Raw genomic sequence first — 16,954 nt, forward strand, 5'->3', positions numbered from 1 at the left:
CCAAAAGTATCCATCCACTCTTTTTGAACTTCAGGGCTTATAGTATAAGCCTTGCCATTTTTGTCTATAAAGTCTAAAGGTGCTAATCCTTTTTGAAACTGCTTTAATATTTTAGGGCTCTTCCTTTTTACTTACTTCTTGACTAATTTTTGCTTCTTTGGTAATATCATCTCCATTAGATAGCCCAAACTGAAGCTTTGCTTCATTTGCTGTCCGGTCGGATGAAAGTTTGGATAATGCCGACACTTCTACACTATCACTTTTCAATATTTCTTTTTTTATCTTATTGATATTAGATCTAGGGAACCCAGTTATAAGTAATCTATCATCTTCTCTAGTCACTAAAAGATACATAAACTCACCGCTTTGGGTTTTAAAAGGCTTTAGGTACTCTTTTTTATTCGGGAAGTTTAGGATGTATTTAGGTTCATTAAAAGTTGTTTCTACTAGATTTAAGTAAGCCATCCTAGCATCTGCGTCTTTTCTAGTTTTAAGATGCTTTAAGAAGTTAGCTATATTATCAAACTTATAAGTTTTATCTAAAAACTCTTCTTCTGTGATGCTTTTAGGTAAAGGCGTTGCTCCTTGCATGATGTCTTCATGCTCTATAAAGTCTTTTAAGTTTTCTTTGTTTATAGTTTTAACTTCTCTAACACCTGCTTCTTTTATAGCTTGTGTGGCTTCTTGACTAGTTAAATTATCTAAGGCATTATTACTAGGAGTGGTTGGCGAAAGATTCTGAGAGCCAGTAAGATCATCACCAGTATGAAAACTTTGTTTGATGCCACTCACGCTTTCAGGGATATTGTCATTTTTGTGATTAAATCCAGTTGCTACCCAGTGATTAGTCTCTTTGTTATCAAAGCTTTTTCTAAGCCTTACTCTAAAGTAGTCTTCTCCATCTTTTAACCATATGTCCTTTAATCCTCTTTGTACATCAACATCAATAGGCTTACCTTCGTTTATTATTTTATTTAAGCCTTCTATTACTCCATCTTCTCCTTGTCCAAATCTTTCAAACTCTTTTCCATGCTTATCGATAATATGGGCTAGTCCATAGCCAGTATGTTTTTGTGCATCTATAACTTCACCATTAATCATATCTATATCCCCTATATCATCTCTATGCCATGCCCCTTTAACTTGTGCTTTTATGCTTGGATTTTGTCTTAACTTATAAAAAGCTGCTGTTGGGTTGCCTTTAAGATTAGGGTAGTTAACTCCTAGCTCTTTTAAGGGAGGAAGGATAGCTTCTTTGTTAGTGTCTATCTTACTTGCAACTTTAGGCACGTTTAAGTCTGTAGCAGCTTTTGGGATGTCTATGTTTGCATCTACTTCTTTATTGCTTAGTGTTTCATCCTCTTTTATCTTAGGGGCGACTTTAGGGGCGTCATTACTTTGTGCTAAGTCTTTTACAGCCTCTTTTTTATTAGCAAAAAAGCTTCTTATAAAGTTAGCCTTATAAGCCTCGCTTTGTGTTATCTCTTTCCACTTTTTTGCCATGCAAAGCACAAAGTTCATTACAACAAAAATATAGTTATTTATAAATTCAATATATAAGAAACTACCTAAAAAATATGATTAAAAAAAATGAAAATTAAAAAAGAAGATTAATATCTTAAAGCCTCTATCCCCTAAGTGGGGTAGAAGACTTTAAAACTATAAGGTAAGACAAAAGGCTAATGGAAAACTAGTGTATATCTTTCCAGATTTTGATTTTCCATATAAAGGCAAGAATTGCAAGGATTAAGAAGAAGATCATGATTTTGATACCAAGACCATCTCTTTGATCTTTTTTGCTATCGCCTACTTTTTGTAAGTAGTTAACAACTTGTACTTCAGAAGCTTTTGTTAAACCAACTCTAGGCATAGACTTACCTATAGGCATAGCGTCCATGCTTAAAGCTAGGTTAGTGTAGTCATCTTCACTTTGCCAAGAGTCTTTCATAGTGTTAGCAGGTAGTTTTATACCGTAGTCACTTAGTGTTTTAGACTGTATAGCATTAACTTTAGCAACTAGCTCTTGGTGAGGTAAATTAGCAGGTAGTGCTTTTATCTCTTTTGTTTGAGCTTCTTTTAAAAGTTTAGAAAGAATATTTTTCTTAATATCTTCTAAAGGCACGTTTTGAGGGTTATTTACAAACTTAGCTAGTCCATCAACACCTTTTACACGTATCATCATAGATAGATCTGGAGCATGAGCACCTAGATACTTAGCTATATCATCAGTTGGAGTTAAAGCTTTTAAACCTTCACCATAGTGAGATTCTACTTTTTTACCTACTTCTTTACCAAAGTACTCATCATACTGGCCTTTATCATAGTTAACTGAGTGGCATCTTTCACAAGCGTTTTTAAACACTTCTTTATCGCTTAAAGATTTAGGTGCGATACTTGCAAAGTAGGCAACTACGTTTGATATATCAGCATCGCTTAAACCCAACATATCAGCACTTGGCATAGGGTAAGCAGCCTTACCTTTATTAAACTCAGCACACTTAGCAGCTTCTTCGCCTGTAAGGCCTGCACAGCTTGTAGCAAACTTAGCATTTAGCTTAGTAGCTCTTACTGGATCTTTTATGAAGTGAGCAAGATACTTATGGTCATAAATTAGTCCTATATCTGATAAGTCAGGTGGTACTACGCCATAAGCTGCTGCTGCATCTGCATCGCTACTTGGAGCTTTTATACCTTGAGAATGTACACCGTGGCAAGCACTACAAGTAGTAGCAACTATAGCTTTACCCTTAGCTACATCACCATGGCTTAAGTCTATCTTACCAAGTCTATCTAAGTCTTTATATTGATAGTCAGCTGGGGCGGTTTTTGGATACATAACTGAGTGAGCAAAAGGCTCAACACCCCAATATATGATTCCAAAAATTATTATCAATATGATAAGTATTCCGATTTCTTTCAATGCTTTCATTACTTAACTCCTCTTTCTTTGCGCTCTTGCTTTTTGCGTTCATATAAAGTTACCGAAGGTAAAACTACAAAGATAAGAATTATAAATGCTACAGAGAAGATAAATCCTACATACTTAGCACTTCCTTCTGGTGGGAGTTTTCCAAATATAGTAAGAACGACTAAGTCAATAATTAATAGTATGAAAAATACCATAAATCCAGTACGTTGATGCGCTGGTTTTATAGCCGGACTTCTATCAAGCCAAGGGATGAAGAAGAAGGCAATCTGTGCTACACCAAAGGCTATTAGACCAAGACCTGAGCTAAAGAACCATCCTCTTAATACTTCATAACTCCATAAGAAATACCACTCAGGATAGATGTGGATTGGAGTTGCCAAACTATTAGCTCTTTCAAAGTTAACCGGGTCCATGGCAAAGTCAAAGTGATAGCCAACAAGATAGAAGAAAAAGATCATAAATACACTAAGTACAAATATATCTTTACTCATAAATACAGGCCAGAAAGGTATAACTTTAGAAGATTTTTTCTTACCTTCTATGTATTTTTTAGATTCTTCTTCAAAGTCTAGCTCTTCACCATCTTTGTTGTTAACGTGAGGAACTCTAAGTGAGTAGAAGTGTATAGCTATGATGGCAAGGATAATAACAGGGATTAAGAACACATGTAACATGAAAAATCTTGTCAATGTAGCATCTTGAACTATGTAGTTTCCTCTAATCCAGTCTACCAAATCAGGACCTATCACAGGTACTTGTCCAAAAAGGTTAGTTATAACTGTTGCAGCCCAGTAGCTCATTTGCCCCCAAGGTAGCATGTATCCACTAAAGGCCTCTGCTGAGAAGAATACAAAAAGTAGCATACCTGTTATCCATATCATCTCCCTACCTCTTTTGTAAGAACCATAATAGATAGCTACAAACATGTGTATATAAATGATAACAAATACAATACTAGCTGCTACTGCGTGTATGTGACGCCACATCCAACCAAAAGACACCTCTTGCATGATAGTGTAGTTAACACTATCATAAGCAAGATTAGCATCTGGCTTGTAATACATAAGTAAGAAGATACCTGAAACTATCAAGACAAAGAAAAGACCAAGTAGGACAACGCCCATAGCCCATAAAAAGTTGATATTTTTAGGTACCCAATATTCTGTCATTAAGACCTTCCAAAGGGTCTTAGTTCCTAAGCGTTGGTCCATCCAATCGCCAAAATTCTTCGATTTCCTTATGTGTGCCATTTATCTCTCCTTAAGCTTTTGCTTTAATCATTGCTTCATACTCTGGGCCTGATTCACCTAGTAAAAGCGTAGTGGCACCAGTCACTTTAAAAGGTGGCATATCAAACGGTCTTGGCGGTGGGGTTCCAGCGATGTTTACGCCATCTTCTGTGTACTCTCCTCCATGACATGGGCAAAAGAACTGATTAATATCTGGCTTCCATAAAGGTATACAACCTAAGTGAGTACATATCTGTATGCCTATAGTATAAGCACCATCTCCTAGCTTAAAGTCACGATAAGCAACAAAGTCCTCATCGCCCCTCTTCCTTCTCATATAAACAGGCTTACCACGCCAAGTGGCTGTTCTAAACTCTCCCTCTTTCATACCCGCTAAATCAACCGTGGTAAATCCAGCAGACACTACGCTAGGGAGCGGGTCCCAGGTCCTTTTTATACCGTAGATGGTTGCTATAACTCCAAGTATAGCAAACCCTCCTACGGTCATACCCATAAAGTCTCGTCTCTTGACGTCTTTGACTTCGTTCACATCATCAGCCATGTTTTACTCCTTATACAAAAACTCGCGATCTTACACATTGTGGAATCAATTATATTCCTTTATCAATTAATAAAATTACGCTTCAAATAAAAATTATGTTTCCATCTTTAGGTAGGTGTTGGCAACCGCTGATTGTAATTTAAACAAGCTTAAATACAAATTAGCGTTAAGATCAAAACCAGATATTGGGTACATTTTGGACAGTGTGAAAATACTCTTACTAGATTTAAGATAGAATCTTTTACTATTAAATGGCTTATAAGCGTGTACCTTAAGATAGAGTCTAATAAAGGTAAGATTAAGCTAAGGCTAGAGATAAGATTTTGATATAAATATTAAGGAGTGATGTTTTGAAAACCTCTTTAGAAGAACTAGTAAAAAAGATAACTAACTTTATAAATGTAACTATGGAAGAAAAAGGTTTTGAGCGTCTAGTCTTAGGCTTAAGTGGTGGTATAGATAGTGCAGTAGTTGCCCTTCTTTGTAAAAAAGCTTTAGCCAAATCTAATAAAAATGAAAAAAACTTGCTTGGACTTTTGATGCCTTCAAGCACTTCTAGTGAAGAAAGTTTAAAAGACGCCAAAGAGCTATGCCAAAAGCATAATATAGATTCTAAACTAGCAAGTATAGAAAGCATGGATAAAGATTTTATAAAAGAGTATCCAGAAGCTAGCCCTCTTCAAAGAGGTAACTTTTGTGCAAGACTTAGGATGGCAACACTTTACTATCACTCAAGCCTAACTAACGCCCTAGTTGTAGGCACTAGTAATAAAAGTGAGCTTCTACTTGGCTATGGCACTATGCACGGAGATTTAGCCTGTGCTTTTAATCCAATATCTTCTCTTTATAAAAGTGATATCTTTGTGCTGGCTAAGTTTTTAGGTGTTCCAGATTCTATACTTACTAAGCCACCAAGTGCTGATTTATTTGCCAATCAAAAAGATGAAGATGAGATAGGTTATAAGTATGAAGATATAGATAGATTCCTAAAAGACTACACTAACTTTAAGAGTCTAGAAGCCTTAAGCTTAAAAGAAGTATATGAAAGCGTTGAGTTTAGAGCACTTAAAGATATTTATGGAGAGAGTATGACAAAAAGTCTAATAAGTAGGATAAAACTTAATGCTTTTAAGAAAGAAGGAACTAAGTTTTTTGACATACCTAATCTAGAGCTAGAAAGAGATTAAGATGATATGTGTATTTGACATAGAAACAGTGCCTGATACTAGTCTTTTAAAAACTATACACGGATATGAAGGAAGTGACTTAGAAGTTTGTGAGCTTGCTTTTAGTGCCCAGCAAGCAGCAAACAACACTACTTTTTTACCTCTTTGTTTTCATAAAGTTATCTCCATAGCTAGTGTTATAGCAGATGACTTTGGCAACTTTAAAAAAGTAGGTAGCTTTGCTAAAGATGTAAGCTTAGAAGATAGAGAAGAAGTCTTATTAGATGAGTTTGCAAGCTTTTTAAATAAGAGTAATCCAAGACTTATAAGCTTTAATGGACGTGGCTTTGACCTCCCAGTAATCTGCCTAAGGGCTATGAAATATAACATCAGTCTTAATGCTTACTATGAAGAAAACAATCCTTCTCTTAATAAAAGTAAGTGGGAAAACTATAGGCAAAGATATAGTGAAAAGTTTCATCTTGATCTATTTGATAGTCTTGGAAGTTTTGGTGCAACGCGTGCTTTAAATCTAGACACAGTTTGCAAGATGGCAAATATCATGGGTAAGTTTGAAGTAGCAGGAGGAGATGTCTATAAGCTAGCGTATGCAAAAAATGATCTTGCCTCTATAGATATCTACTGTCAAAGTGATGTTATAAATACCTACTGGCTTTTTTTAAAATACGAACTAACTAAAGGGAATCTAACCCTTAGTGACTATGCTAACTATCTAAAAAATATGCAAGCCTTAATACCACAGAATCTAAACTTTAGTCAAAGTCTAAATGAAAGCATAAATGAGGAATTAAAGAGAATAGAAGCAAAGCTGTAAAAACGGTGTTACATATATGAAAATAATAAGTGAACTATTGTTACATATTTGCAAAGTTTTTACTTTAAGTTAGGTACTTTGTTCACAAAAAAGACTATTCAAAGAAAGCAAGGATAGAATCACAAAAGGCAAGGTCAAGCCAAACTTATAAAAAGGAAAAAAATGGACTTAAAATTAATCATATCTCACATGAACGATCATCACAAAGACGAGGTTATAGCACTTGCTAACACTTATGGGAATCTAAAGGTAAAGGACGCTGTGCTTTTAGACTTAAACGGAGATGGTTTAAAGATAGAAGCAAAAGATAGCAAGGAAAATGTAATAGTAAATGTACCTTTTCCTAAAAAAACTGAACCTAAAGACTACAAAGACGCAATAATAAAGCTATGTCAAAACCTAAACATGAAAAGTGCTGATATCTCAAAAGAGCTAGAAAGCTTCAAACTAGAGTTTAGCTCAGTGGTGCTTGCAACTTTAAACAAAGACAAGCATGTTTGTGCGACCTATGCCCCACTTATTAACTATAAAGGTAAAAGTTATATTTATATAAGTGAAGTAAGTGAGCACTATGAAAACATTAAGCTACACCCTAGCAACATAGAAGCCATGTTCTTAGAAGATGAAAGCAAGGCTAAAAACCCTATAGCGAGGAAAAGACTTAGATTCCAAACTAAGGCAGCTTTTATAGATAGGGGAGCTTTTTTTGATGAAGTTTTTGACAGCTTTATACAAAAAGAGGGAAGCGGAGGAGGAATCAGGCAAATTAGAAATATGCTTGACTTCCACCTAGTTGAACTACATTTTGGAAAAGGCAGATTTGTAAAAGGATTCGGACAAGCTTATGACATACTAGAAAATGGTGAAGTTATAAGTCTAGCAAGTGGCGGTATGCCTCATACTATTAAAAAATAAAAGGATTGATTATGAATTTTAAAAATACTAATGTAGGGCCTTTAGGACTATTTGGATTTGCTTTCACTACATTTCTTCTTTCAGCGATTAATGCTGAGTGGATATCTAGCTCTAGCATGGGTGTTGTGCTGGCATTAGCTGTTATCTTTGGTGGTATAGTACAACTACTAGTTGGATTTTTCGAGTACCCAAAAGGTAATACTTTTGGCTTTGTAGTATTCTCAACATATGGTGCGTTCTGGATATCTTACGTACTACTTACTCACTTCTTTGGAGATGGTGTAACAGCTGGTGGCATAGGTACTTACCTTATACTATGGGCTATATTATCACTTACTTACTTTATAGGTTCTCTTAAAGGTTCAAAAGCTGTAGCACTTGTACTTATCATCTTAACTATCACTTTTGTGCTTCTAGCCATAGGTGCATGGACTGGTATTAATGGATGGAATGTAACTGGTGGATACTTTGGACTTGTAACTGCTGTAGTTGCTTTCTATGCTGGTGCTTCTAGCTTCATAGCTTCTTGCTACAAAAAAGAGATTGCTTAAGGATTTTTAAACCCTTTGTGGTGGCGTTTTTTGTTTTATGATTAATTGGAGTAAATCCCTACTTTTAAAAGTAGGGATTATATTTTGGATCACATTTAGATTCTAAGTCTTACAACTTTAACTTCGTTTTTGATTCTATATAATTCATACTCAGTTTTTAATTCACCAAAAGCTTATTGCAGCATAAAACGTTTACGTAGTGATAAAGATTACTAGTATCTTTAAAACCTAGTTTTTGTCTTATATAAAGTAAAAATAAACATAAAGCTAGCTATCTTTGCTAGCTTCTTTTATCCCCTCTTCCATATCACGCTCTAATATATTATAAGTCTCTTCTGGAATCCTAGCTATCCTTTTAGTGCTCATATCAATACAAGCTAGTTTTATGACTGCTTTAAATATAAGCTTATCTTTTAGATAGATATCTTGACTTACACTCATACCACTTTTACCAAGTTTTACTACCCTACTTTTGACTTCTAGTAAGTCAGCCAAAACTGCCACACCTAAAAAACTAGATTCTATATGCACTACTACAAAGCCTTTGCCTTCTACCTCAGGAGACATGCCCTTATCGTAAAAAAACTCACTCCTTGCGCGCTCACAGTACTTAAAATAGTTGGCGTGATAGACTATGCCGCCACAGTCTGTATCTTCATAGTAAACTCGTATATTCATATATTAAAACTCCACTTTGTTTATTAGTGATTATAGCTAGCTTATAAGTTTTGCCCTACCTCCAAAAGCTTTTTTCTTTCTTTATAATCACTCATATGACTTTGTATATAGTCCCAAAAGTCACGCGAATGGTTAGGGTGGATAAGGTGGGCTAGCTCATGAAAGACTACATACTCTATGCAAGAAAGAGGCTTTTTTATAAGCTCTAAGTTAAGCGTGATTTGTGCTCTTTGGTAGTGGCAAACCCCCCACCTAGTCTTCATCCCTCTTATTTTTAGTGCCTTTACTTCTTTTTGCACTACTTTAGAGTAAGTTTCTATGAGGCTTGAAAAACACTCTTTAGCCCTTGCTTTATACCAGCTTTCAAGTATTGTCTTTAGAGTTTATATCTTTTACATAAAGCTTTAAGTATGCACCTTCTAGCTCTACTTTATTACTCTTAGATTCTATAACCTTTAAGATATAGCTTCTCCCAAGATAAAAAAAGACTTCATCACTAATAAAGTCTCTTTTTTTACTTTCTAGTAGGGCTTTATATCTTTCTTGATGTGCAAGGGCTTTTTTTCTTGCTTCTTTTGCCCACATAGCCCTTGCTTGTAAAAAGCTGCTTAGTTCTTTTTTACTAGCCCTAAAAGGCATGCTAACTGAGAGACTACCATCTCCTTTAACCCTCAAGATAAAGCTTTTTATATACTTCCTAGTAACCTTTAGGTTTTCAAATATGGAATCTTCTAGCTCGTTAAACACAAACTCTTTGCTCATCACAGTCTCTAGTGCCCCATCTTATCTCTTATTAACCTATCTATCTCATCTATCTTGGTAGTAGCCTTGCCATAAAAAACATAATCAAATACAGAATCATCCATGTACTTATCTTCTTCAAGATTATTTAGGATTTTTAGGCTTGGCTTCCTAGCTGTCATGGAAGCTATATCTATAACAGCCCCACTTGTGCCAACAACTAATACTATGTCATCTTTTTTTAAGCTTGCTATCTCTTGCCAGAGGTTTTTGTACTTTGGTGCACTCTCACCAAAAAAGATAACATAGGGCTTTATCCACTTACTGCCGCACTTCTTGCAAGGCCAAAACGTATACTCTTCATGACCTAGCCTATAAACCTCGCCGCACTCTGTGCAGTAAACCTTATCTATCTGCCCATGAATCTGCAAGACATTTTTACAGCCTGCCCTATGCAAAAGATCATCAACATTTTGAGTAATATGAAGCGTGTCATATCTATCTTCTAAATCTTTAAAATACTTATGCATGGCGTTTGGATTTACCGTGCCTAGCTGCACACGTCTTTTGTTATAAAACTCATGTACTAATTCAAAGTTTTTTTTCCACTTATTGATATTACATACTTCATTGGCATCATACTTTGTCCATATGCCACCTTTATCCCTAAAAGTATTAAGTCCAGATTCCGCACTTAGCCCTGCACCACTAAAAGTCACTATCCTTCCCATATCTATCCTTTTATATATACTTTATCTTTTAATCTAGAAAGAATTTTACTACTTCAAACTAGCACAAATATCAAATCACAAAAAAGATTCTTAAAAAGTAAAGTAGCTAAGTAGCGTGGGAAAGAAAAATATAAGATGAGGAAAAACGAAAGTCAAAGAGGCAAGTAAGAATCTAGCCCCTTAAAGAGGCTAGATCTAAAAACCCTAAAATGCTAGTAAGGCTTAGAATTGTGGTCTTGGAGTTTTAGTAGTTGATACTGGGAACTCTGGATAAGTCACAACTGGTTTTTTACCTGTTAAAGTAGCAAAGAAGGCTTCTATTTTTTGTGCTTCATCATTGGTAATTTTTATACCAAGTTGTACTCTACCCATTTCTTTAATAGCGTCTTTTACATCCCAGAACTGACCGTTGTGGAAGTAAGGTGCAGTTTGAAGTATGTTTCTTAAAGTAGGAGCTTTTACTAGTCCTTCTTTGTTTCCACGGAAGTCACCAACGTTGTCAAATTTATATTTGCCAGCTAGTTGGAAAGGTCTCATTTGTCCACCAAGGTTTATACCATTGTGGCAAGCAGCACAACCTTTAGTTACGAAAAGCTCTAGACCTTCTTTTTCTTTTTCATTTAAAGCTTTAGTATCACCACTCATAAATTTATCAAATTTAGAATCTGGAGTAACTAGAGTTTCTTCAAACATAGCTATAGTATCAGTTACTAAGTCAAAGTCTATTTTTACATTTTTACCATAGGCTTTTTGGAACTCAGATACATATCCTGGCATAGAAAGAATTTTTTCTATAACTACTTTTGGATCAGCTGCCATCTCATTAGATGCTTGGATAGGTCCTTGTGCTTGATCACTTAGGTGGTGTGCTCTTCCATCCCAGAACTGTCTGCTGTTAAAGACTGAGTTATAAACTGTAGGTGAGTTAAGTCCGTGTGGGTTTGGAGTCCAGCGGTTACCAACAGCTGCAGGAACGCCATCAACTCCACCTAATCCTAGGTTGTGGCAAGTGTTACAAGAGATGATTCCAGAAGTTGAGATCCTTGGGTCAAAGAATAGTTGTTTACCAAGTTCAACTTGTGCTGGTGTCATTTTATCTTTATAGCCCGGGGCTAGTTTGTTGTGATTAGCTAGCTCGATTTGCCTTTTTTTAAGGGCTTCACCTGTAGGCATAGCCACAAGGCCAGCATCTTTAGCTTGTTTTAGAAGAGTGGCACCATCAATGTCCTTAGCACTAACTGTACTTATAGCACCTACTGCACAAAAAGCAGCCAAACTTCCAATTAAAATATACTTTTTCATTATCTACTCCTAAATATTTAGTTAACGCATTATATAACTAATAATGATAAAAAGTGATAAAAACCAAGAAAAAAAATTATGTTTATTAACAAAGTTTAAATAAAGATAATTTTTTGTGGATATTTTATTAAGAAATGTTCATATACTGCCTCTAAAAGTTAAAAACTAGGTTATAACCCATATAAAATCTTGCTGGCAAACTTTGTTTTGAACTATAAAACTGCTTAGTTGTAATAGAACTAGCTTGATAAGAACTAGTAGTATTTAAGTCATAAGTTGGAAGTTTCATGCCTAGTTCTATCTGGTTAAATCTAAAAAAGTTAACTAATATCCCAGCGTTTACAACAGCACCGTTTCTCTTTTGTGGGTCTATGCTTAAAGTAGGCTCTACTACTCCAGTATCATTACTGTGCAAAGTAGTAGAACTTCCACTCATACTAAAGTGTTCAAAGCCAAGCCCTACAAAAAAGCTAGCACTTAGATAGCTAGAAATGTCATACTTTAAAAGCAAGTCTAAGTTAGCACTTTGAAAGCTTCCTTGATTATCAAGCATACCGCTAGATGTAGTGCTGCCTGTGCCTGTAGTCTGGGTAAAAGTAGCATTATTAGCTATGTTAAAAGACCCATAAGCGTAATATGCCCTAAATCCAACATACTTCATAGGATAGTAAAAAGCACCTGCTTGCACTAGATAGCCAAGCTTAGAGCTTGTAGTAGCATCTAAAGTGTTGCTAGTTAAAAGAGTGCTACTTTTGGTGTCTATAAAAGGCTTTAAGTTTCTTTGACCTTGCAAGCTAGCCCCTACAAATACCCCATAGTCGCCATTATCATACCACTGCTTAGCGTTTAAGCTTCCAATTAAACCAAATACTAAAACTGAACTTAAAACTAAAGTTTTACTTACCCCTGCCTGTAACATGTATATCCTTTTAAAGTTTGATGCAAACCTGTGATTCTAGCACTTAGTTTCTTGCAAAACTATATCTGCTATCAATCCTAAGTCTTTAGTATCTACTATATGAGTGGCTTTTTCTTTAAGCTTAGGCTTTGCACAAAAAGCAATCCTAGTATCTGCATACTCAAACATACTTAAGTCATTAGCCCCATCACCTATAGCTATGCAGTCACTTTTACTAAGTCCTAGCATGGACGCAAAGCTTTTAAGCATAACGCCTTTAGAATCTGAAAACATCATACTGCCGCCAACTTGCCCAGTTAGAACACAATCTTTTGCATGTAAGATATTGCTAAAAGTAGCATCTAGTCCAAGCACTTCTTTAAAGTACTCAGTAGCCAAGCTAAACCCACCACTAAAACATACAACTATAAAGCCTGCCTCTTTAAGCCTATCTATGCACTCTTTTGCATTAGGCATAGGAGTTAGGGAGTGGGCTACTTTTGTCGCAAGACTTAAAGGCATACCTTTTAGTAAAGCCACTCTTTTGGTTAAGGCAGAAAAAAAGTCTATCTTTCCTTCCATGGCCTCTTTTGTGATTAATGATACCTCATCGTTTATAGAGTAAGCTGCTGCTAGTTCATCTATGGTCTCATTATCCATTAGTGTTCCATCAAAGTCAAAAACTACTAGCTTCATATAGCCTCCTAAATTAAAATATAAGCACTCTTTCTTGCTTAAGTCTACTTTTATCCATACCAAAAGAGTTAAAAGCTACCTTATCTAACACCCTACTTTGTGAGTAAGAATCCCAAAAAGAGATGATGACATAGCTATAAGCCTCACCCATATATTTTAAGTCTTCTTTACTTGGAAAGGCTTTAGCTATAGGGTGGGAGTGGAACACTCCTATTATATTAAGACCTTTTTCATTAGCACTTTTTAGGGCTGCTAGCTGGTCATTAACGTCCATAGTAAAAAAGTGCAGTGGGGTTTGATGGACGTTTTTTATAGGGATAAAGTCTTTTACTATCTTAGTTTGAAAGATTCCATTTAATACTCTTTTCCCTAAAAGATAGCCACAGACTTCAACATCTATACTTTTTTTTACATAGCTAATCATGCCTTCATAAATCCTACTATCAACTACAAGCATCCTATCCCTTTCTTAAACGCTTTTATTTAGCAAGGCTAGCTCTTCGCCCATCCTAACTACATCTTGCTCTTTTTTTACAAAGAGTACATTGGCGATTAAAACTATAGTTGAGCCCATCTCAAACATACCTACTTCATCCCCTGCTTTTAAAAAGCAGTTTTCATAAGTATAGATAGCATCTCCAAGGCTAGCATTAGTTTTTATCCTCTCATCAAAGTTAAAGCGCATCTTGCCAACGTTTAGTGCACCAACTGCGACATAGTAGGCTATCTCTTGGTTATAGCTAAAGCGCACTTTTAAAACTACTCTTTCATTGATATTAAAAAGGTCTTTGTTTTTTAAAAGCGAAGTCTTATTAACAGGCAAAAGCCTGCCACTAAAGTATCTAGCCTCTAAGACTTCTAAGTCACAAGGTGCATGGAATCTATGATAGTCCTTAGGTGAAAGATAGAGGTTTATAAACTTATAGTGTTTGATAGATTCTATATCTTTAGTATCGCTTAAGCCCAAAAAAGGAAGCACTGAGTACTCCATGCCTTTTATCTGAAGGGCTTTATAGTTTTCTAGCCTACCTTGTTCCATTATAAGGCTATCAGTTGGGCTTATGATATTAAAAGGCTTAGCATCTAACTTCCTAGGCTTAGTTAGCTTTCTTGTAAAAAGGGCATTTAAAGTTTTATAACTACAAGGTTTATTAAACTCCTTCATATCTATCTTAAACACATAAACATAAAGTCTATTGATGAAGATCTGGATGATGTGAGGGAAGGCTTTATTAGCTATCTTGCCAAAGATACGAGATAGTTTATTACTAAAGTTCATAGTACTCCTTAAAGTAGGTCTTTTTTAAGACTGGTGTGTTTTATAAAGCTTGTATTGCGTTTTGTCAAAGATATCAGCTTCATTAGTTAGCATTTCAAATGGTTTAAATCTCTCTTTATAGCCCATAGAGTGATGATCTTTTATCCAGTAGCCCGGATAAAAGTACTTTAAGTTTAATCTTTTTGCTAACGAAAAAAGAAGTAAGATATTAAGCGTGCCTAGACTTAAGTGCTCATAATCATGGTCATAAAAGAAATAAATCGCACTTAAGCTATCTTGTACTATATCAAAGTAACTAACACCTATAAGCCTACCATCCCTATAAAGACACATCTCATAGCCAAACTCACCCGCTCCTTCAACAAAGGTATCTCTGTAAGTTTGCATATCTATATTATTAAAAGACCAACCTTTTTTCTTAGCCATCCTAAGATGATACTTAACATAAAGGCAAACCCTTGCGTCATTAACTAGTGGTCGCTTGAAGGCAAATAGCGTCTCTTTATTTTTTTTCATCACCTTTAGCATATTAGCACTTGGAGTAAAGTCACTTACAAGATGTCTAATAGTTATGCACTCCTTGCACTCAGGGCATCTTGGCACGAAGAAAAACTCTCCAAAACGCCTATAGCCTCGCTCTAAAAGCCCTTTATAAAAGTAAGTTGAGCAGTCTTTTATGCAGAAGTAGTGAAACTGCCCTTGTCTATCTTTGAAGTAAGAACAAGGATGCAGTTCAGAAGTAAACTCATAGCACTCCATCTTCTATCTTTTTATAAAAGTAAAACGTTTATAAGTTCTAACTGCTATAAAGTAAAAAAGTGGGATATTTATAAAGTTTAAGATTAGCTTTATAGAGTAGTCACTTAGCCCCATAAGCCAAACTTCTGAGTAGTGGACGCTAAAGAGAAAGGCGACATGGAAAAAGATGATAGTATCTATAAACTGCGCTAAGCTTGCTGAAGTTGCATTCCTAAACCACCAAAGTTTTGGAAAACGCTGTTTTATTTTAAAAAATATAACTACATCAAGATACTGAGAAACGCAAAACGCAGCTATGCTAGCTATAGCAAAGCGTGGCGTCTCGCTTATAAACATAGAAGGGATAAAGGCTAAAACTAGCCCTATCCTTAAAGCATTCATTACTGATCTTCTATCATACTTTTCACTCATAACATCCATAAGCAAAAATGAAAAAGGATAGGTTATAGCCCCGTAAGTTAAGGGTGTATGACCTATCTGAAAAGCTACTAAAACATTAGATGCTGTTATGATGATGGTAAAAAAGATAGTAGTCCAAACTAGCGTCTTAAAAGGCATCTTGTCATTATGCGGCATATAACTCATGTAGCAAACCTTACTTGATGTCAGATAATTTTAATATAAACTCAACCTCACCCTTGCCCATACGAAGCTCTTTAGCTATCTTATCTATACTATAGCCATCTTGAAACATCTGCAAGATCTTGGCTTCATTTTTATTTTGCATAGATCCTCCAAAGTGCCCCATCTCTCTTAATCTTTCTTCTAAGATTAGAATCTTATTTTCAAAGTAGTCTCTATCAGCTTGTAAGTTAGAACTTAAAGTATCTAGGTCTTTTTTTTGCATGCTTATTATATAGTCTAGGTCTTTTTTTAAGACGGTATCTAGACTTAGTGGCTCTTTTATATTTTTAGATTCCATTATCCACTTTTGGATCTTATAGATCTCTTTGTTTAAGTCCTCTATGGACTGCTCTATACGTATAAACTTCTTAGAAACATCCTTATCTCTAAGTGCGACATAAACTAACAAGCAGATTAAGATAATCAAAAAAAGTACCCCAACGATACTAACAACAAGATCAAAATTCAATGTTCCAAATGAGTTCATATAACCTCTTACCCCTTATTTTTTATTAAGAAAGTTTCAAATTTCTAATATTTTCTCTTTCAACCAAAGCTATATAGTTATCAAAGTCTTCTATATCTTTTTTACCCATTTTGCATATTTTTAATACATTATCAGATTCTAAAGTGGCAAACAAAGGCACTTCCCTAGTGGGAAAAACAGGTAGGGATAATCTTGCATAATACTCTTTAGAAAGCTCTAAGTCTTTGGAATCTTCTAAGACTATCACTCCATGTCCAAGAAAGGTGCTAAATCTCTCATATTTTAGTTCTAAAAAGCTTTTAGATTCCTTACTTAAAGCCATTTCTAACCTATCTATCTTTTTATAAAGCTCACACAAAAGCTCTAAAACTAAAGGATCACTATCCCTTGCCTCACTTCTTGAGTAGATATTATTTATCCATCTATCAACTGGGTTTACCTGATTAAAACTTATATCTGAGAACTCGGCTTCAAAGGCATTTTGAGAATCTGTGCTTAAAGATAGCTCAAGTTTTAACCTAGTCTCTACTAGTCTAGTACCTAGTCCTTTAAGTCTATCATTTAACTCCACA

At 35.3% G+C, this 16,954-nt stretch carries 19 protein-coding genes and 1 pseudogene; 4 read left to right on the forward strand and 16 right to left on the reverse strand.

All coding sequences use genetic code 11. The features are described from left to right. Positions 1–111 precede the first annotated feature (111 nt). The 4 genes from BKH40_RS05405 to petA form a co-directional block, all read right to left on the reverse strand. Positions 112–1,503, reverse strand: a complete 1,392-nt coding sequence (locus BKH40_RS05405; RefSeq protein WP_143428458.1) for a hypothetical protein — start codon at positions 1,501–1,503, stop codon at positions 112–114. Positions 1,504–1,690: 187 nt separating this feature from the next. Beyond that, positions 1,691–2,929 carry a c-type cytochrome gene (locus tag BKH40_RS05410; RefSeq protein ID WP_257842526.1) on the reverse strand — a complete coding sequence of 413 codons (1,239 nt, stop codon included), beginning with the start codon at positions 2,927–2,929 and terminating at the stop codon, positions 1,691–1,693. Beyond that, entirely contained in the window at positions 2,929–4,179 is a 1,251-nt protein-coding gene (locus tag BKH40_RS05415; RefSeq protein ID WP_095277626.1) for a cytochrome bc complex cytochrome b subunit, read from the reverse strand. Before BKH40_RS05415 ends, BKH40_RS05410 begins: the two co-directional genes overlap by 1 nt. A 10-nt stretch (positions 4,180–4,189) precedes the next feature. Beyond that, a complete protein-coding gene (petA, locus tag BKH40_RS05420) occupies positions 4,190–4,720 on the reverse strand; it encodes a ubiquinol-cytochrome c reductase iron-sulfur subunit (RefSeq protein WP_095277628.1) in 531 nt (176 codons plus the stop codon). A gap of 350 nt (positions 4,721–5,070) precedes the next feature. Here petA and BKH40_RS05425 point away from each other — a divergent pair, with 350 nt between their 5' ends. The 4 genes from BKH40_RS05425 to BKH40_RS05440 all read left to right on the forward strand — a co-directional run bounded on the left by BKH40_RS05425 (position 5,071) and on the right by BKH40_RS05440 (position 8,187). After that, positions 5,071–5,907: an NAD+ synthase gene (locus tag BKH40_RS05425; protein ID WP_095277629.1), complete on the forward strand. Its 837-nt coding sequence runs from the start codon at positions 5,071–5,073 to the stop codon at positions 5,905–5,907. A gap of 1 nt (position 5,908) precedes the next feature. After that, positions 5,909–6,721: a 3'-5' exonuclease gene (locus tag BKH40_RS05430; protein ID WP_095277631.1), complete on the forward strand. Its 813-nt coding sequence runs from the start codon at positions 5,909–5,911 to the stop codon at positions 6,719–6,721. A gap of 162 nt (positions 6,722–6,883) precedes the next feature. Next, positions 6,884–7,636: a HugZ family heme oxygenase gene (locus tag BKH40_RS05435; RefSeq protein ID WP_095277633.1), complete on the forward strand. Its 753-nt coding sequence runs from the start codon at positions 6,884–6,886 to the stop codon at positions 7,634–7,636. Positions 7,637–7,647: 11 nt separating this feature from the next. Continuing rightward, positions 7,648–8,187, forward strand: coding sequence for a GPR1/FUN34/YaaH family transporter (locus BKH40_RS05440; RefSeq protein ID WP_095277634.1), 540 nt, complete (start codon positions 7,648–7,650; stop codon positions 8,185–8,187). Positions 8,188–8,454: 267 nt separating this feature from the next. Here BKH40_RS05440 and BKH40_RS05445 read toward each other — a convergent pair whose 3' ends face one another. The 12 genes and pseudogenes from BKH40_RS05445 to BKH40_RS05505 all read right to left on the reverse strand — a co-directional run bounded on the left by BKH40_RS05445 (position 8,455) and on the right by BKH40_RS05505 (position 16,953). Further along, entirely contained in the window at positions 8,455–8,865 is a 411-nt protein-coding gene (locus tag BKH40_RS05445) for a YbgC/FadM family acyl-CoA thioesterase (RefSeq protein ID WP_095277636.1), read from the reverse strand. A 41-nt stretch (positions 8,866–8,906) separates the two neighbouring features. Further along, a pseudogene (locus BKH40_RS08975) lies at positions 8,907–9,627 on the reverse strand (SprT family zinc-dependent metalloprotease). 8 nt (positions 9,628–9,635) lie between these two features. Further along, on the reverse strand, positions 9,636–10,337 hold the full coding sequence (locus BKH40_RS05460) for a Sir2 family NAD-dependent protein deacetylase (protein WP_095277641.1): 702 nt from the start codon (positions 10,335–10,337) through the stop codon (positions 9,636–9,638). A 222-nt stretch (positions 10,338–10,559) separates the two neighbouring features. Further along, entirely contained in the window at positions 10,560–11,639 is a 1,080-nt protein-coding gene (locus BKH40_RS05465) for a cytochrome-c peroxidase (RefSeq protein ID WP_095277642.1), read from the reverse strand. A 151-nt stretch (positions 11,640–11,790) separates the two neighbouring features. Further along, entirely contained in the window at positions 11,791–12,558 is a 768-nt protein-coding gene (locus BKH40_RS05470; protein WP_095277644.1) for an outer membrane beta-barrel protein, read from the reverse strand. 36 nt (positions 12,559–12,594) lie between these two features. Next, the gene (gene serB / locus BKH40_RS05475; RefSeq protein WP_095277645.1) at positions 12,595–13,233 is read right to left on the reverse strand and encodes a phosphoserine phosphatase SerB; all 639 of its coding nucleotides are present in this window, start codon (positions 13,231–13,233) and stop codon (positions 12,595–12,597) included. 13 nt (positions 13,234–13,246) lie between these two features. Then, the gene (locus BKH40_RS05480) at positions 13,247–13,690 is read right to left on the reverse strand and encodes a M67 family metallopeptidase (RefSeq protein ID WP_095277647.1); all 444 of its coding nucleotides are present in this window, start codon (positions 13,688–13,690) and stop codon (positions 13,247–13,249) included. 12 nt (positions 13,691–13,702) lie between these two features. After that, positions 13,703–14,512 (reverse strand): phosphatidylserine decarboxylase, encoded by an 810-nt coding sequence (locus BKH40_RS05485; protein WP_095277649.1) that lies wholly within the window; start codon positions 14,510–14,512, stop codon positions 13,703–13,705. 24 nt (positions 14,513–14,536) lie between these two features. Continuing rightward, a complete protein-coding gene (locus tag BKH40_RS05490; RefSeq protein ID WP_095277651.1) occupies positions 14,537–15,271 on the reverse strand; it encodes an arginyltransferase in 735 nt (244 codons plus the stop codon). 3 nt (positions 15,272–15,274) lie between these two features. Next, the gene (locus tag BKH40_RS05495; RefSeq protein ID WP_095277653.1) at positions 15,275–15,856 is read right to left on the reverse strand and encodes a queuosine precursor transporter; all 582 of its coding nucleotides are present in this window, start codon (positions 15,854–15,856) and stop codon (positions 15,275–15,277) included. A 10-nt stretch (positions 15,857–15,866) separates the two neighbouring features. Then, entirely contained in the window at positions 15,867–16,382 is a 516-nt protein-coding gene (locus BKH40_RS05500) for a hypothetical protein (protein WP_143428459.1), read from the reverse strand. 25 nt (positions 16,383–16,407) lie between these two features. Next, positions 16,408–16,953: a hypothetical protein gene (locus BKH40_RS05505; protein ID WP_095277656.1), complete on the reverse strand. Its 546-nt coding sequence runs from the start codon at positions 16,951–16,953 to the stop codon at positions 16,408–16,410. Position 16,954: the final 1 nt, after the last annotated feature.

The sequence above is a fragment of the Helicobacter sp. 11S02629-2 genome, assembly GCF_002272875.1.
GTDB lineage: Bacteria > Campylobacterota > Campylobacteria > Campylobacterales > Helicobacteraceae > Helicobacter_I.

Excerpts from the sequence above, each read along its gene's own strand:
- BKH40_RS05405 (WP_143428458.1), bottom strand. The coding sequence starts at position 1,503 with ATGGCAAAAAAGTGGAAAGAGATAACACAAAGCGAGGCTTATAAGGCT.
- BKH40_RS05410 (WP_257842526.1), bottom strand. The coding sequence starts at position 2,929 with ATGAAAGCATTGAAAGAAATCGGAATACTTATCATATTGATAATAATT.
- BKH40_RS05415 (WP_095277626.1), bottom strand. The coding sequence starts at position 4,179 with ATGGCACACATAAGGAAATCGAAGAATTTTGGCGATTGGATGGACCAA.
- petA (WP_095277628.1), bottom strand. The coding sequence starts at position 4,720 with ATGGCTGATGATGTGAACGAAGTCAAAGACGTCAAGAGACGAGACTTT.
- BKH40_RS05430 (WP_095277631.1), top strand. The coding sequence starts at position 5,909 with ATGATATGTGTATTTGACATAGAAACAGTGCCTGATACTAGTCTTTTA.
- BKH40_RS05435 (WP_095277633.1), top strand. The coding sequence starts at position 6,884 with ATGGACTTAAAATTAATCATATCTCACATGAACGATCATCACAAAGAC.
- BKH40_RS05440 (WP_095277634.1), top strand. The coding sequence starts at position 7,648 with ATGAATTTTAAAAATACTAATGTAGGGCCTTTAGGACTATTTGGATTT.
- BKH40_RS05445 (WP_095277636.1), bottom strand. The coding sequence starts at position 8,865 with ATGAATATACGAGTTTACTATGAAGATACAGACTGTGGCGGCATAGTC.
- BKH40_RS05460 (WP_095277641.1), bottom strand. The coding sequence starts at position 10,337 with ATGGGAAGGATAGTGACTTTTAGTGGTGCAGGGCTAAGTGCGGAATCT.
- BKH40_RS05465 (WP_095277642.1), bottom strand. The coding sequence starts at position 11,639 with ATGAAAAAGTATATTTTAATTGGAAGTTTGGCTGCTTTTTGTGCAGTA.
- BKH40_RS05470 (WP_095277644.1), bottom strand. The coding sequence starts at position 12,558 with ATGTTACAGGCAGGGGTAAGTAAAACTTTAGTTTTAAGTTCAGTTTTA.
- serB (WP_095277645.1), bottom strand. The coding sequence starts at position 13,233 with ATGAAGCTAGTAGTTTTTGACTTTGATGGAACACTAATGGATAATGAG.
- BKH40_RS05480 (WP_095277647.1), bottom strand. The coding sequence starts at position 13,690 with ATGCTTGTAGTTGATAGTAGGATTTATGAAGGCATGATTAGCTATGTA.
- BKH40_RS05485 (WP_095277649.1), bottom strand. The coding sequence starts at position 14,512 with ATGAACTTTAGTAATAAACTATCTCGTATCTTTGGCAAGATAGCTAAT.
- BKH40_RS05490 (WP_095277651.1), bottom strand. The coding sequence starts at position 15,271 with ATGGAGTGCTATGAGTTTACTTCTGAACTGCATCCTTGTTCTTACTTC.
- BKH40_RS05495 (WP_095277653.1), bottom strand. The coding sequence starts at position 15,856 with ATGAGTTATATGCCGCATAATGACAAGATGCCTTTTAAGACGCTAGTT.
- BKH40_RS05500 (WP_143428459.1), bottom strand. The coding sequence starts at position 16,382 with ATGAACTCATTTGGAACATTGAATTTTGATCTTGTTGTTAGTATCGTT.